General features: G+C 51.6%; 13 protein-coding genes. 6 read left to right on the top strand and 7 right to left on the bottom strand.

Going from position 1 to position 15,746, the window contains the following annotated elements; translation table 11 throughout:
- Positions 1-807, top strand: coding sequence for a M15 family metallopeptidase (locus JW881_16570; GenBank protein ID MBN1699135.1), 807 nt, complete (start codon positions 1-3; stop codon positions 805-807).
- Positions 808-831: 24 nt separating this feature from the next.
- Here JW881_16570 and JW881_16565 read toward each other — a convergent pair whose 3' ends face one another.
- Positions 832-1,248 carry a YjbQ family protein gene (locus tag JW881_16565; GenBank protein MBN1699134.1) on the bottom strand — a complete coding sequence of 139 codons (417 nt, stop codon included), beginning with the start codon at positions 1,246-1,248 and terminating at the stop codon, positions 832-834.
- Between the two features lie 34 nt (positions 1,249-1,282).
- Positions 1,283-1,735 carry a D-tyrosyl-tRNA(Tyr) deacylase gene (locus JW881_16560; protein MBN1699133.1) on the bottom strand — a complete coding sequence of 151 codons (453 nt, stop codon included), beginning with the start codon at positions 1,733-1,735 and terminating at the stop codon, positions 1,283-1,285.
- Between the two features lie 88 nt (positions 1,736-1,823).
- On the opposite strand from JW881_16560, the gene JW881_16555 reads away from it, so the two are divergent.
- Positions 1,824-3,065: a U32 family peptidase gene (locus tag JW881_16555; protein MBN1699132.1), complete on the top strand. Its 1,242-nt coding sequence runs from the start codon at positions 1,824-1,826 to the stop codon at positions 3,063-3,065.
- Positions 3,066-3,077: 12 nt separating this feature from the next.
- A complete protein-coding gene (locus JW881_16550) occupies positions 3,078-3,776 on the top strand; it encodes a hypothetical protein (GenBank protein MBN1699131.1) in 699 nt (232 codons plus the stop codon).
- Here the strand turns inward: JW881_16550 and JW881_16545 are convergent.
- Genes JW881_16545 through JW881_16535 form a run of 3 tightly spaced genes read right to left on the bottom strand, consistent with a single transcriptional unit; the run spans position 3,741 to position 8,400 of the window.
- The gene (locus JW881_16545) at positions 3,741-5,459 is read right to left on the bottom strand and encodes a glycerol-3-phosphate dehydrogenase/oxidase (GenBank protein ID MBN1699130.1); all 1,719 of its coding nucleotides are present in this window, start codon (positions 5,457-5,459) and stop codon (positions 3,741-3,743) included. The genes JW881_16550 and JW881_16545 overlap by 36 nt on opposite strands.
- Before the next feature lie 14 nt (positions 5,460-5,473).
- The gene (locus JW881_16540; GenBank protein ID MBN1699129.1) at positions 5,474-7,261 is read right to left on the bottom strand and encodes a hypothetical protein; all 1,788 of its coding nucleotides are present in this window, start codon (positions 7,259-7,261) and stop codon (positions 5,474-5,476) included.
- On the bottom strand, positions 7,258-8,400 hold the full coding sequence (locus tag JW881_16535) for a hypothetical protein (GenBank protein ID MBN1699128.1): 1,143 nt from the start codon (positions 8,398-8,400) through the stop codon (positions 7,258-7,260). The genes JW881_16540 and JW881_16535 overlap by 4 nt, the downstream gene beginning before the upstream one ends.
- Before the next feature lie 257 nt (positions 8,401-8,657).
- Here JW881_16535 and JW881_16530 point away from each other — a divergent pair, with 257 nt between their 5' ends.
- The 3 genes from JW881_16530 (at position 8,658) to JW881_16520 (ending at position 12,775) form a co-directional block, all read left to right on the top strand.
- Positions 8,658-9,584 carry a sigma-70 family RNA polymerase sigma factor gene (locus tag JW881_16530; protein MBN1699127.1) on the top strand — a complete coding sequence of 309 codons (927 nt, stop codon included), beginning with the start codon at positions 8,658-8,660 and terminating at the stop codon, positions 9,582-9,584.
- A complete protein-coding gene (locus JW881_16525) occupies positions 9,565-11,253 on the top strand; it encodes a hypothetical protein (GenBank protein ID MBN1699126.1) in 1,689 nt (562 codons plus the stop codon). The genes JW881_16530 and JW881_16525 overlap by 20 nt, the downstream gene beginning before the upstream one ends.
- Before the next feature lie 409 nt (positions 11,254-11,662).
- Complete coding sequence (locus JW881_16520; protein MBN1699125.1) at positions 11,663-12,775, top strand: hypothetical protein; 1,113 nt, start codon at positions 11,663-11,665, stop codon at positions 12,773-12,775.
- Between the two features lie 213 nt (positions 12,776-12,988).
- Here the strand turns inward: JW881_16520 and JW881_16515 are convergent, their stop codons facing one another.
- On the bottom strand, positions 12,989-14,545 hold the full coding sequence (locus JW881_16515; protein ID MBN1699124.1) for a YifB family Mg chelatase-like AAA ATPase: 1,557 nt from the start codon (positions 14,543-14,545) through the stop codon (positions 12,989-12,991).
- Positions 14,546-14,779: 234 nt separating this feature from the next.
- Positions 14,780-15,746 (bottom strand): cellulase family glycosylhydrolase (locus JW881_16510; GenBank protein MBN1699123.1); only part of this gene is annotated, 967 nt, incomplete at its 5' end.

Genomic DNA, 15,746 nt, shown 5'->3' with positions numbered 1-15,746 from the left:
ATGTATTTCCCCGCTTTTTTCACATGGCCGGTGGTATTCGTTGCGCTTTGTATGTGCGCCGGGTGCGGCGGAAGCACACTGCATCCGGAATTCAATCTGACACGAAGCGATATCGAAGAAACGACAAAGGATTTGCCCGCTGAAATCGGGGAGGCGATTCGCGGCCGGCCCGTTCGTTTCTGCGAACTTATGGCCGTGATTCTGGATGAACCGCAGGAGTTGATGCTTCTCGTGGATAAAACACATTCACTGCCCCCGGATTATGAACCAGCGGATCTTGTTTCCGTGGTGGAATATTCCATTTCCGCGGCAAAACCGGGATTGAGGCTTCGAAAGATCGCGATCGACAACCTCATCAGGATGAGTGACGATGCAGCAGGGGACGGCGCGGTGCTGACCATCGCATCGGCCTACCGCTCATACGCTTACCAGGAACAAGTACACCGGCACTGGATCAGGGTATTGGGAAAGGAACGGGCGCAGAGGGAATCGGCCGAGCCGGGCCATTCACAACATCAGCTGGGAACGACGATCGATTTCGAACCGATCGGGCCCGAGTTTGCAGGAACACCGGCATCGGCGTGGCTGACACGACATGCCCCGCACTACGGCTTCTCGCTTTCCTATCCGGAAGGCCGTGAAGAGATTACCGGTTATATCTACGAACCGTGGCATTACCGGTACATCGGCGGACCGGCCTGCCTTATGATAGGCGAGTTTTTCTCGAACAGTCAGCATTATTTTCTCCGTTTCTACAACGACAACGCGGCATTCTTCAGGGAAAAACGAAAACAGAGAAACGGCTGACACGCGCCTGCCGCCATTAGTATCCTATTCGCCCATCACTCTGACGAATATCCTCCTCGTCCGCGGCCTGTTGTCGTGGTCGATCACGATAATCTGCTGCCATGTCCCCAGAACGATTCTTTTCCCGGCTACGGGCAGCGTAACGGAAGGCCCCATGAGCGTTGCCCGGATATGTGAAAAACCGTTATCGTCCCCCCACGTGGCCGAATGGCGCGAATGGATGGTATGCGGAACGAGCCGTTCAAGCTGCTCCTTCACATCCGCAACAAGGGCCGGTTCATACTCCACCGTCGAAACCGAAGCGGTGGAACCGATGACCGATATTGTCACGATCCCCTCCGCGATACCTGAATCACCGACGATGTCCTGCACCTGGTGCGTGACGTCCTTTATATCCGAAAAACCTTTTGTCTGAAACGATACTTCCTTTCCGTAAACCATGGTACTCTCCTGTTTTTTCTGAGACACAAGGGCCCTATTCGATACGCTTTGAATCCATGATAATGGTTACCGGACCGTCATTAATAAGACCGACATCCATCATCGCACCGAACTCCCCCGTCCGGATTGTCTTTCCGGTTTCATCTTCGAGCTTCTTGATAAAAGCATGATACAACGGGACCGCCTTTTCGGGGAGTGCCGATCTTCCGTAATACGGCCTGTTTCCTTTTTTGATGCTCGCGTGAAGGGTGAACTGGCTTACGGCAAGGATGTCCCCGCCCGCCTCCGTCACGGAACGGTTCATGATACCATTGCCGTCCGGAAAGATCCGCAGACGCGCGATTTTGCCGGCAAGCCACGCGATATCGTCATCCGTATCCGCGTCTTCGATCCCCAATAGAATCAGGAGTCCCTTGTCGATCGAACCCGAGACCTTTCCGCCGATGGTAACCGATGCTTCCTTCACCCGCTGTACGACCGCTCTCATGGGCGTACTATACACCATGAGGGCCTTCCGTGTCAGGTATTTTTTCGGCCTTGTTCCCTTTTGAAATTCTTTTTATAATGGATGAATCATGGAACTTGTGGCGCCCGCGGGCAACCTCGAAAAACTGATATGCGCCTATCAATACGGCGCCGATGCCGTCTATATCGGCATAAGGGATTTTTCCCTCAGGGCAAAGGCTGACAACTTTTCCGGAAGCGAATATGAGGCGATCGGGCTCATGAAAGGACCAGGCAAAAAACTCTTCTGCGCCCTGAATATCTATTTTCACGAGAAGGACATCGGGAGGCTCGAAGCGTCACTCGATTATATCGGGCAATATCCGTTCGACGCCTTTATCGTAAGCGATATCGGCGTCCTTCCCGTCCTCAAGAAACACTTTCCCCGCACCCCGCTTCATTTGAGCACACAGGCGAATTGTATCAATTCGGAATCCGCCCGCCTTTATTGCGACATGGGATTTTCGCGAATCATCCTTGGACGCGAACTCAGCCTCCGGGAAATCGGTGAGATCAGAAAACGGTGCGGCTGCGAACTCGAAGTCTTTGTTCACGGTGCGATGTGCCTGGCGTACGCGGGCAGGTGTTTTCTGAGCGCGTACATGGCCGGCCGTTCCGCGAACAGCGGAGACTGCGCGCATTCGTGCAGGTGGAGCTATATGCTGCTCGAGGAAGCCGAACGGCCGGGGGAATACTTTCCCGTCTGTGAAGCCGACGGCCATACCACCATTCTTTCTTCAAAGGATATCTGCATGATCGATCATCTGAAATCCATAAAAGAAGCCGGGATCGATGCGATAAAAATCGAAGGACGGATGAAATCCCTCTATTACACGGCCGTCACAACCAGGGCTTACCGGAAAGCCCTCGATGAGTTATCCGGCAACGGCACCTCCGATCTCCACCGTTACAGGGAAGAACTCTTCAAGGTTAGCCGTCGCGAGTTTTCAACCGGTTTTTACTTTGGCAGAAACGAGATCGAAACCCCGGCACGCACCTCATATATCAGGCCGTATTCCTATTTGGGCTGTATCGGGAAAGAGGTAACACCGGGCTTTTTCGAACTAAAGGCAAAAAACAGTATTCTGAAAGGGGACACACTCGAATACATCGGCCCCGACATCCTCTATATCGAAGACGACTCGTTCATCCTGTATGATGAGGAAAAAAATGAAGTCGCAAAAGCCGATCATGGAAAACCTTTTTTTATCCGGACGGGAAAAGCGGTCAAAGAGGGATATATTGTAAGGAAAAAAAGCGAAGATGAGAACTCCCCGCAGGATAAGCGTGTCACCGCACCCCATACAAAATAAGGAGAAAAAATTATGGCAGAACGTGAAGAATATCAAAGAAAGTCAAGCCCGGTCCGCCGGCTTTGCCGCATCGTTATCTTTCTGGGGGTATTCTTCAGGTTATGCTGTTGTACCTCTTTTTCGTACGCCGGTGAACGGGAAGGATGGACGGTCGGATTCGGTATCGGAGTCGGCGGGGCCCTTCTTGTATATGAAGATCCCTCCGAAAACGATACATCAATATTGAAACCATATATCTCTCTTCCTATTGAAGTAAAACTGGGGTACGGAATCAATAATATGCTGAATATCGGTCTCCTGTGTGTGATCGCCCCCACGGATATTGATGCCATTACCGAGGGATACGAATGGTTTTTCAGTCTGGATGAATGGATGGCGCTTGCCTGGCCGCTTTTCCCGTTTTTAATCATAGCGGGAAGCCAGATTTTCTCCGGTGTCGAGGCAGTCTGGTATCTTGAACCCTCCGCCCCTTCATGGTTCATATCGGGCGGAATCGGTATGTACCTTTTCGTCACGAAAGAATTATACGATGCGGGGTATGCGAAAGTGCCCGGTGTCGGCGGCGCCGGGGCGCGAATGGGAATAGGTTATGAATTCGAATCCCATTTCTCATGGTTGTTTACCTGCACGACGCTTGTCGTTCCACACCCCAATTCTCCCCCGGGTTATGCTGTTTCATGCGGAATAAGCATTAGCGCTACGGTGTATTAATTCCCGCCTGTGCAACATGCGATATCGCGTTGAAGATGAAACGGGTTTGTCCGAATATGATCCCGGATAATGATGTGAAGCGAGATAGTGCCTGTACGCCTCATATTGGTCGAAGAACTCGTCGTTCGAAAGCGACAATTCCCTTGACAGAACGACCCTGTATTTTTGCAGGTAACCTTCCCTTTCCCCGGCATCCCAATCAATGGCGCCGATTCTTCTTTCAATGATGTCTTCGAGATTCACGGCCATTTCATTCCTGCAGATATAGCGCAATCTGACGATTTCCGGATCATGACAGGTGCTTCCGGAAATACCCCCGAGATACGCTTCAAAGAAATCGACGAACGATGCACCGTAATCCCGGCACATGGAACGTATGTCGCGCGCGTGGTACGGATGGCCGTTTACCCATTTCACGACGTTTTCGGGATAGTCCGGTATATCGCCGCCGATCGGAGACATGTGGGTACGGCACGGCGGTGCCTTTTTCTCAAGCCCTTTGTACACGATGGCGAGTGTTTTATCCGCCATCAGCCTGGCGGTCGAAAGCTTTCCGCCCGTCACGGTAATGAGTCCCGATGCCGATACCTCGTAGTGGTCTTCCCTGCTCGTACCTGATGGGCTGGTCCCCGTATTCTTTCTCATAACCAGGGGTCTGAAACCGCTGTAGGCATAACGGACCTTTTCTTTTGACAGCCCGATGCCGGGGAAGCCGAGGTTGATCGATGCAAGCAGGTAATCGACATCGCATTCCTCAGGGACCGAGGCCGCCGGATCGCCCGAATACCATGTATCGGTGGTGCCGTATAAGAAACAATCCTCATGACTGATGAGAAAAAGCACCCTGCCGTCGATCGGCGAAAAAAAGGTGACGGTCATATGAAAGGGGATGTCCCCCCTGTCGAAAACAAGGTGTGTTCCACGGGACAGCTTGATCGCCGGCGTGCAGTCGCCGTCATCGAGGCGGCGGATAACATCGGTGAACGCGCCGGTCGCGTTCACCACCGAACGGGCCCGCACATGACGGGCCGTTCCGCCTACGGTATCGAGAATGGAAACCCCGCATATTTTCCCTTCGGATTTCACGAAGCCGGTCACTTTCGTGTAGTTGCATGCGCACCCCCCGTTATATATCCCGTCCTTGATCGTTTCCAGGGTGTACCGGAAATCGGAAACGAGTGCATCGTAGTAGATGTAACTTCCCAGAAGCCCGGAACGCGAAAGCCCGGGGGCCATCCTGAGTGTTTCTTCGGGCGGCAGGAACCGGTGGTTGTCGTAATTGCCGTATCCCGAAAGAAAATCGTATGCGTGAAGCAAAGCCCCGAAGGCGAGGCGCCGACGGCGCTTCCCGTATACGGGGATCATGAACGGTATCGGCTTTACCAGCCGGTGATTGAGATTCACCGCAAGGTTCCGTTCACCGCATGCTTCCTTTGTCAGTCTGAAATCTCCTGATGTGATATAGCGAAGACCGCCGTGGAACAATTTCGAGCTTTTACTCGACGTTCCGGAAGCATAATCCCCGGCATCCAAGAGGGCCGTTTTCAGCCCGCGAAGGACCGCGTCCCTGAAAATACTCGCACCCGTAATGCCGCCCCCGATAACAAGGAGGTCGAAGGTCTTACTGTCCAGTCTCCCGGCAAGCTGTGAACGTATTGTTTTATTCGGCGTTTCCTTAATCATTGTGCTTCCGCCTCCTAACAAACGGCCCGTTCATTGTTTTTTATACGGCCGTATGTAGCCGTTTCATAACCGGATACGGCGAAGCTGCGTTTCCGCCTTGGACGTACCACGATCAAGTGATTAATCCCGTCCCTTCCCGATTCAACGGTCGCATACTGCCCATTGAATCCGGCGTAATCGAGCATCGCCCTGTATATTTCGGGCTCGTAATAATTCCCCCTGAAACCGGCATAATAGCCGGAAAACGAATATGCGGCGGCGGTAAAGGTATCGGTCAGACAGACCCCGTCCGGTTTTATCGCCGTCACGAGAAACCGCATATGACCGACAATGGCCGGTTTGGGAAGCCATCCGGACAGACCGATAAACAATTCGATATCGAAGGGGCCGAACGACCGGATGAGTTTCCTGACGGCCGCTTTTCGTATATCGCCTTTGATAAAATCGAAGGTGATGTCGAGTTCCCTCGCCTTTGCCGCCAAAGCCGGTTCTATGTCACCGTACGGATCGAGGTCGGACGCGACAAATCTTACCCGTTGTAAAAGGCGGGGGGACTCTTTCTTCAATCGGTTCAGTGCACCCAGCATATCATAGGCGAATCCGCATGGAGCGGAGAAAACGGTTACCTCTTTCCCCGGTACAAGTTTTTCCCGTAACACCCAGTACAGCCAGCCGACCAGCATCTCGAGCCTGTCATACACCGCCCTGTTCAGGGGGTAACCTAAAAAAATTCTGTTGAACGGGTTCTTTTCCGTGTCTGTATTCTCATAGATGATCTTCATCACATTCGCCGAATACCCCTCCTTGAGGAAAACCCTTCCGTGGGGTGAACAGACAAAAAAGGGTTCACGCCACGCCCCGTCAAAACACTTCGCGCAGAGGTAATTGAAGATATATTTCCTGTTCAGTATTTTGGACCAGAAGCTTTTATCTTCGATATTGTCTTCCGACTTTCCCAGCGGTGCGGAGGATCCCTGCAGTGCCACGGTTTTTGCCCTGATCCCGGCTTTCATGCGCCCAACGATTTTCCGCAACACCTCACCGGGGGTTGAACCGTCCGTCCGAATGATTTCTACCAGAGCTTCCGGACGGTAGATTGAAAATGCCTCGAGTGTTTTCAGGTACATTTCACGCGCCTGATTGAGATCCTTTTCGTTTTCATGCCCGTCGATTTTTCTTCCGCGCGCCGCGATCCTCTTCATGGCGGAAGATGGCCTCACATCAAGGAAAAAAACAATGTCCGGAAGCCAGAACCCTTTGATCCCGCAGGCATCACAAATCCTTTTGAGTTTTTTGATCGCCACGGCTTTCGGCATCCGGCCGATAGTCCGGGGATCCGGAATCCTGCCGTCAAGAACATACCCGAATAATCGGGCAAGCTCGGCCGGTTCCGGCGTGCGGCTCCCCGGTGTTTTCCTGTAATTCACCTCCCTGCCGCAGGCGGACAGAATCGCGTTGCCGTCACTGACCACAATCGCTGGCTCGTATCGCTTTTCCAGTTTTTTTGCCGAGGCATCCTGGAAAAGCATATGGGCGACCTTGAATACCTGATATAATCTTCTGTTTTCAACGTTTTTTTTCGCTTTTCGTTTAAAAAAACGGGAAAGATGAAACTCGAGGGGAAGCCGTTCTGGCTGAAAACCGGGCCCCAGATGATCTTCCGTCGGCGTGGTCATCCGAAATTTTTCTCCGGCGGACGCGACGGGCACACCCAGGGCGGCCGAAAGCAATGCCGGAAGGCTCGCCGAAATGGTACTTTTACCGCTTCCGTCTATTCCCAGAATGCAAACATGAATACTCATCGCATAACCTCCTTATCACTCCGTGTCCTCAGGGGTGATGCATTAATGAATTCGATCATTCCGGCAACCGAAACATGCAAGGCACCCCGGACAAAATACGGATCTTCGTCGATAAAAATCTCTGCCGGTTTTACGGATCTTTTTTTCATACACCTTTTGTTTTTCATTTCAGGATGAAAATTTATATCGACCCCGCACTCCCTTGTGACGGAAAAGGAAATCGACGGCAGGTGCTGCGGCTTTCCGACAAGTTCGAGAAGATCCAGCCGGTAATGGTAGGGAACGGCATGGAAATAAAGGGCCTCGTCGCTTATGACGATACCCGGATCCAAAGGAATCGAGGAAACGGGAAAGTTCATAATCAGCCCGGCGATAATCCGCTTGATAACGGTTTTTCCGTTGTAACCGATTCCGATCTTCGCCGGACGATCGGGAAAGAACAATCCGGCCGCCGATCGTACGCCAAGCAGAACGCCGTATTCGACCGGTGTGAGGGATTCGATCCCGACAATGCCCGCGAGCAGCCGGTGTATGAAGGGGTGACGTTTATGAAACCTGCCGATCGCGCCGGGAATACCTCCAAACGCGCCGAATCCCATGAGGGTGACACCGAAAATCGTGCGCCGCAGAAAATCCCGATCCGTAAAATCGAACCTGCCGACACATACCTTTCTGATCTGATTGTACCTGATGCCCTCGAATATTTGCTGCAGGCCTTTGTACGGATCTTTTTCGATGCCCAGTGTCTTCGCCAGCACATTACCCGAACCCATTCTCAAAGCGGCGACAACAGGGGGATCCTGTGTGTCCCCCCGCTTTTCCCGTGTATTATAAATACCGGTGATGACGGCCCGTAATGTCCCTCCCCCTCCCCCCGCAATGATAATTTTGCGGCCGCCCTTTCTTTGCAGAAAAGCTTCGGTGATTTTCGTCACCGTTTCATGATTATCGGTTTCTTCAACACGGATTGTCGAAGCGGATCCGCATTGGGAGACAGCAAAGGAAACCAGACACGCGATATCATCCGGTGTACGTCCTGTTCCGGCCGCTTCATTGATGATGAAAAGGATTGACGGCATACCGCCGTTTCCGCTTACACTGCGCACCGAAGATTTTTTCTCTTTCATTGCCGTCGTCATAATACCCCCCCCAAATAAATGCAAAAATCATACCATCTCACTAAATCTCTCTTAATTCATTACAGGATAAGGACAAGCGTCAAATCATCACGGGGACGGAGCCGCTTTCCGGCTATGCAATATGCATAATTCATGCATGATGCATAAATTATGTATCATGTATAACGGGTAGGGTGGCCGGCAGGGTATATAGAGGTATATTTCACCCATTAATGTCACCTTTTTCATCCGGCCGTTCTCCTGTATATTGTAAGCATATGGAAACACTCGTACAATTAATAGAAAATGCAATTCGACAAAAAACGGCCCGCTCCCCTCATCAGGAGGCCTTTACGGAAATAGTCGGCGGATTTCAGGATATTATTTTCGGGTATGTCTTTGGTATGGTGAAAGACGCAGCACTCGCCCAGGATATTACCCAGGATGTTTTTATCATCTGCTATAAAAAACTCGAAACCCTGCGTAACTATGCCGCTTTTCCCGGCTGGATTCGTAAAATCGCATCACGGGAAGCCGCAAAAAAAATAAAATACCGGGTGGGCAAGGAGGTTTTGATGGATACAATGGAACATCATCAATCTGCAGGGAGTGATCCGGCGCACTCCCTCATAAAAAAAGAGACGGAGGAAAAAATCCGGGAAGAGATCGAAAAATTGCCGGAAACCCAGCGGATACCGACAATCCTCTATTATATAGACGGATATTCCCAGCAGGAGGTTGCGGATTTCCTGAACATCAAACTCAACACGGTAAAGAAGCGGCTGCAACGCGCCAGGGAATCGTTACGAAAGGAGTGCTTCCACTTTATCAGGGATAACCTGGATGAGATAAAGCCTTCCCGTCACAATACACTGCTGGAAAAGATCAGTCTTTATACCACCTTTGATGCCGTCGCCAAATCCGGCCAGAAGAGTATTCTCGAACAGATGATCGTCGATGGAATCGATGTCAATGAAATCGACGCAAAAGGAAGAACGCTCATCCATTGGGCTGTTGAAAGCAATCATGCGGAAGCGGTCGGTCTTTTACTGAAGAACGGAGCGGATATCCGGATCAAAGATCGAAGCGGCAAAGACGCCCTCGCATTGGCTAAGGATAGAAATTACCGCGCGATCATGGAATTACTCCTCGAGAAGGGGAGAAAACTTGAAAAGGAAAATGAAGATGAAAGAAAAGAAAAATAACGAAGATATCAGACTGGATCTGGGTTTCAGTCTTCTCTGGCCAAAAGGCCGAAAAGTATCAACGACACCATTGCGAAAAGAGACGGTGGAGGATCTCGACATCCCGGCGCTCATCCGGTTTTTTACCGAAACGGGAAAAAGCAGGGATTCTCTCGAGAGTATGTATACGGTTGTCTGCAATGACGAGGAAACCCTCAATTACAGGCTCGATATCCTCGAGGATCTTTTACGGTCTCCGGATCTGGCCGGCTGCTGGGAGGAAATTCTGCCCGATATCAGGTCCCTTACCTATTTCACCCTCCACTTCGGCGCCCGGGAGATAACTCCTTTTCAGGAAGTGGTATGGCGTCTGAGAGAACTCGAGTTCTATTCCCGCTGTGTCCGGCGGCTGGGAAAGGCATTCGGAGAAGCATTGATTCGATCCCGCGGACTTACATTATTTTCCGCCTTGATCGGGCAGATAGAAGAGGATCCCGTCTTCGTGCGGCTTTTATCCGTCCTGCCGGAACTTCTTGCAACGATAAACAATCTCGGCAGTATTACCATAGGCGTCAATCTGAACGCGGGGCTCATCCCCTGCGGCGTCACATTGCTTTCGATAAACAAGGACCTCTATACGGATAAAACACTCTACCGGCGCATATTCGGGGCAGGCGGTACCCAGGGGATAGCGCCGCTTCATACCGCCCCGGAAGGCACGACGGATCCCCTGCTCGATCCGGTCATAAAAGACGTGGCAAAAATCATGGAAGAGGCGGCCGCCCCCCTGGCCAGATCGCTCAAAAAGTTCATAAGCATCAACAGCCGTCTCCTTGTCAGGCTTCATGACGAATTCATTTTTTTTCTGGGGGCGGTAAAAGGAATCAAAAAACTCGAACGTTACGGACTGCCGATGGTACGCCCGCGCGTATTGAAAAAGGAAGCACGCTCCCTCCATTACGAAGGACTCTATAATATAAATCTAGCCATACAAAAAAGCGATGATTCGGAACAAAGCGGGGCGATAGAAGGAATCGTACCCAACGATTTCGAGATGAATGAGACGGGGAGGATCGTCATACTCACCGGGCCCAACCGGGGAGGAAAAACGACGTTTACCCAGGCGGTCGGTCTGTCACAGGTACTCATGCAGGCCGGACTCTACGTCCCCGCGCAGCGGGCGGAAATCAGTATCACCGATCAGCTATTGACCCATTTCCCGGTCAAAGAATCCCTCTCACGCGGAACGGGTCGTTTCGGTGAAGAAGCGAGGCGACTCCATACAATCTTTGACACCGCCACCCGGTTCTCCCTCATCCTTCTCAATGAATCGCTTTCGAGCACAAACGCCGGTGAAAGCATCTATCTTGCACAGGATATCATGCGGGTATTCCGCATGCTCGGAACACGGGTTATTTTTACCACACATTTTCATCAACTCGCCGCCATGACGGATGACATTAATGCGGATACGGATGGGGAAAGCGCGCTGATCAGCCTGGTGGCCGGCGTGTATGAAAGCGACCCGGAACCGTCAAAAGGCGGCGGGGAAGAGCCCGGTATACGGCCGACCTTTAAAATCCTTCCCGGTCAACCAAAAGGAAGAAGCTATGCCATCGAACTGGCGGCCAGATTCGGCATTACAAAGAACCAGCTGGTCGACGTGCTGAAAAAACGTGGCGCCGTTTAGCGCGTATATATACTCCTCTGTTTTGAGTTTGTCAGTTTCTTACACTTGGCTGTTCCATCTAATTCGTTATAATAAAAGAAACTGACAAACTCATTACAATCGGAAATACTGACAATTTAATTAATTGTCAGTATAAACACGCACCCGGATCATCCCCTTTGAACCTTTTTCCGAACAATGATAATTTTTCTATTGAACGGAAGCGAATGGTAACCTATACTATAAATACATGACAGCCAGGGGAAAAATCATTTTCACGTTCGATCAATTTTATTCCGCTTTTGGTTCAAAAACAATAACAGTGTAGGCTGACACAAACAGAAAATTCAAAGAGGTTTTAATTTTTCCTATCGGTTGAAAAGAAGGATGAAATGGCGTACGGGGTGTATTTTAAAGAAAAGAGAATGATATGAACCGTTTTTTTATACTTATCGGCTTCGGCTGCCTTGTTTGTTTGATCCAATGCCTTTCATCCGTTCCTCAAACGGATGCCTCACGCCAGGCCGCGATCCTGCGCGGCGAGGGCGTACCCGGCTATAATGACCCCAATGCCGCGCTCCACAGGGAACAGGGCATGAGCCTGCTCGAACGCTTTGCGCCCGCCTGCCATCAATTAATGAAGACCCATTACGCGTCGGAGAAAAAAATCCGTTACCAGGGCCACCTCTGGAATCTGGAATCCTTGAACGACCCCTTTATATTCATAGCGAATTGCAGGGACGATCGGGAACGGGTCATCAGCCTCCCCACGGTGATCCACGAAACGACCCACTCCATCATAGATGACCTGGGTATCGAGATGGCGATAAAGGCCGGTTTGGATTTCAAACACGGCAAAACCTATTACGCCTTCTATCTGGATGAAGGCGATATCCATTTCATGCCGCTTACCGCCGCCTTCCCGGCCCGTGAGATGGCCGAATCCATTCCTTTAGAGATCAGGAGCCTTCAGTGCTATGATTACTATGTACTCAGCGTGAAGGCAGGGGACGACCAAACCACCCAGCAGGAAGGGGTGTACGGGCTGCTCAACGAATTTTGCGCCTTTTACTGGACCGCGCGGACAGAGCAAGAGCTTATAGCGTTTTACCGGCAGTTGGAGCCGCTTTTCGTGAAAGACGTGAACTCCGTTTTTAATAACGCCGATCGATCGTACCACTACTACCTGGCAATCAAATACTTCATCCTTCACTACATACTCTTCGCACAAGAGCACGATCCCGGCGTCCATGACCTCATCATGGGCAACAGGGCTTTTCGTTCGAGCTTCACCCTGATCGACCGGACATACGCCCGGTTGTGCGCCGAATTCAACGACGAGGTTCTGGCGTTTGCTCTTGAGCTTCCAGCCAGGGGAATCGCGATGGAGCAAACCGGCCCTTTGAGTTTCATCGGCCGTGAAAAAGGCGGTCCCGTTTTACTCCTCGAACTGCGGAACGACTACTGGAAACACGAACTGTTTGAGTGGGAATTGAGCAAACCAGCGTACGTGAATCTCGCGGCAGAACTTGCCGTTTTTTAATCTATCGAGTTGGCATACTGATTTTCAGGTGAACGCCTCTTGTTTGTCCCGGAGAACGGTGGAAACGCGGGCAGGCCTTTGTCCCTTTCCGCCGGTATCTTCCCTGCGGCGGCTTTATGCACACTGACAATGTTTGTTTATCTCGCCTGAGTGCACAAAAGTCCTGTTCAGTACCGTATACGTATCGTTTTCCGCTATTCAGGGCTTTCATGATCAGCCGAATTTCCAGAAAAAATCTCCGTCCCCGTACCTCCTGTGCTGTATCGCTTCGAGAATGTGTTCTTCACCTATCCTTTCCGACCCTTCGAGGTCGGAGACGGTTCGTGCGATCTTGATGATCGAATGTATTGCCCTGGATGACAGAGAGATCTTTTTCATCGAATCGATTAAAAGCCCCCTGCTCAACCGGTCCAGCGGACAGAATTTATCGAGATACCCCGGCGGTATCCGCGAGTTCCGCGAAAACCCGTGCCCCTTGAATCGTTCGTGCTGACGTGAAACAGCCGCTTCGACCCGCCGCCTCACCTCCCCGCCGTCCGGCCCCCCATCACCGACAAGCTCTTCCGATGAGACGGGAGAAAGGGGGACCCGAATATCGATCCGGTCCAGAAGCGCCCCGCCGAGTTTTTTCCAGTACCGGTACACCTCCTGCGTACTGCAAAGACAGACCTTTTCCTTTCTTCCCAGATTGCCGCACGGGCAGGGATTTGCCGCGAGTACGAGCTGAAAGGATGCGGGAAACCGGACATTGCTTTCCGCCCTCGCGATCGTGATCCGTTCTTCCTCGATCGGTTCACGCAATGCCTGAAGCAGGTCCTTTCTGAACTCCGGCGCCTCATCCAGAAAGAGGATCCCCTCATGGGCGAGGGACACCTCCCCCGGTTTGGGCAGTTTTCCTCCCCCGATAATCCCTTCCGTCGAGGCCGAATGGTGGGGCATGCGGAAGGGCGGCCTGGTGATGAGTCCGCAATGCGGGGGCAGTTTCCCCGCAATGGAATGAATCCCGGTCACCTCAAGCGATTCCTCCCTGCTCAACGGCGGCAGGATCGATGGAAGCCTCCGTGCCCCCATCGTTTTACCGCTTCCGGGCGGCCCAAAAAGAAAAAGATGATGCCGCCCGGCGGCGGCGACCTCGAGGGCCCGCTTGAGAATCCAGTGGCCCCTGATATCTTCGAAATCGCCGTAATGTGCGGCATCATACATCGTTTCATCCGGACCATCCGGTTCATCGTCATGATTATCCGGACTCCCGATATTCGCAGAACCGGAAAGCACCCCGGCGGCTTCTCCGAGTGAGTCAATGCCCGATATCCTTCCGGTTCCCGCAACGCGCGCCTCGCGGAGGTTTCCCCGCGGGACTAGAAACCCGGTGATCCCCTTCCCGAGTCCGGCATGGACGGCCGATAAAACACCGTGAACAGGCCTGACATTCCCGGACAGATTCAGCTCCCCCAGCACCATCGTCTTCCGCACCCCTTCCGGGGGTATCTGTCCCGACGCCGCGAGGATACCGATCGCGATCGGCAGATCGTAGGACGCCCCCGCTTTGCGGATACCCGCCGGCGCGAGATTGACGAGGATACGCCTTGCAGGGAACTCGTAACCGCTATTGCGTATCGCCACCCGCACCCGTTCCTTCGCTTCCTTTACCGCGCCGTCGGGAAGACCGACAATATCTATTCCGGGTATCCCCGTTCGAATGTCCACCTCGACAGAGACGAGTTTCCCGTCGATCCCCAGCGGGGCGTGCGATATCACCGTTGCAAACATTGTTAACCTCCGTATGTAATAACGGGGTAAAAGTGACGCCTGCATTGATTTTTCCTGTTTTTTTTAAAAAAAACCTGTGAAATCCTGCGGGGGCCTTGTTACGGCGATAAAAGACGGCACCGGATGTTCCGCTCATCGCATAAAAAACCCCGCGCCGCTTTTAAAAAGCGGCGCGGGGTGGTTGTCAGGTTTAGTCCTTAAGCCGACATTAAACGGAGTTCATTGTCGGGCCGTTTACCACCAGTACACTTGTGACCAGTTTTCACCGCCTGAACTGGCTACGAATACATAGTAATCATTTGCACCCTTGGGAGGCAGTGCCGCACCTGGAGTTGTCACCGCAGTTCCCGATCCGTTTACCGTAACGGAAATTGTTCTGTTTCCATTTCTGCTGCTGGCGAAGTTGGATACACCCCAGCCCTGAATATTTCTTGTCGTTTTAAAGCTATATGCATTAATAGTTCCAAAATCGCCTGAAATGCATACCGAAGGATCGATAATTCTACAGCTCTCCGTGGTGGTAGTAGTAGTTGTAGTTGTTGTTGTAGTTGTTGTAGAAGTAGTTGTTGTTGTGGGTGGATTTGTTACCTCAGGTGGTGTTGTTGGCGCATCTGTTGGTGTAGGATTACTGCTTGAACTGACTGAAGCAGGCTTTGCAGTATCAAGCTGCTGTTTCACAAACCAGCCGCTCTGCGTAAGGTCTGAATTGCTGTCTGTATTGGTTGTAAGTGTCCATGGACCGGTAATCCATACTCCCTCTTTAAGGGCGGATGATGCTTCCGGTTTCCATGTAAAGGCCCAGTTGGTCCAGCTGATATTGTTATCATGCAACAATGTCATCCACTGCTGTGACTGACCGATGTCCGGGCTCGAGTTTGCAGGATCATAGCCGCAAACACCCCATTCAGTGACAAACAAGGGCAGGTCTGCATTAAGGGCTGTCTGAACGTTTGCCCTGTATGAATCTGTGTGCTGTGCTGCATAAAAATGGACCGAATACATAATATTAGTGCCTGAAAGCTGGTTGCCTATCACTGCTTCCGGGTTCTGGCACCAGTTCGGGGTTCCGCAAATTATGACACCATCGGAATCAAAACCTCTTATTGTACTAATGAGATCGGTGGCAAAGCTTTTAATGGTGTTCCAGTCGTTGAAAATCGGCTCATTATAGAGTTCCCAGATAATGTTGTTGGGAATGCCG

Source organism: Spirochaetales bacterium, from assembly GCA_016930085.1.
Taxonomy (GTDB): domain Bacteria; phylum Spirochaetota; class Spirochaetia; order SZUA-6; family JAFGRV01; genus JAFGHO01.
The sequence above is the reverse complement of the archived record's forward strand: the minus strand, read 5'-3'. Positions and strand labels throughout refer to the sequence as shown.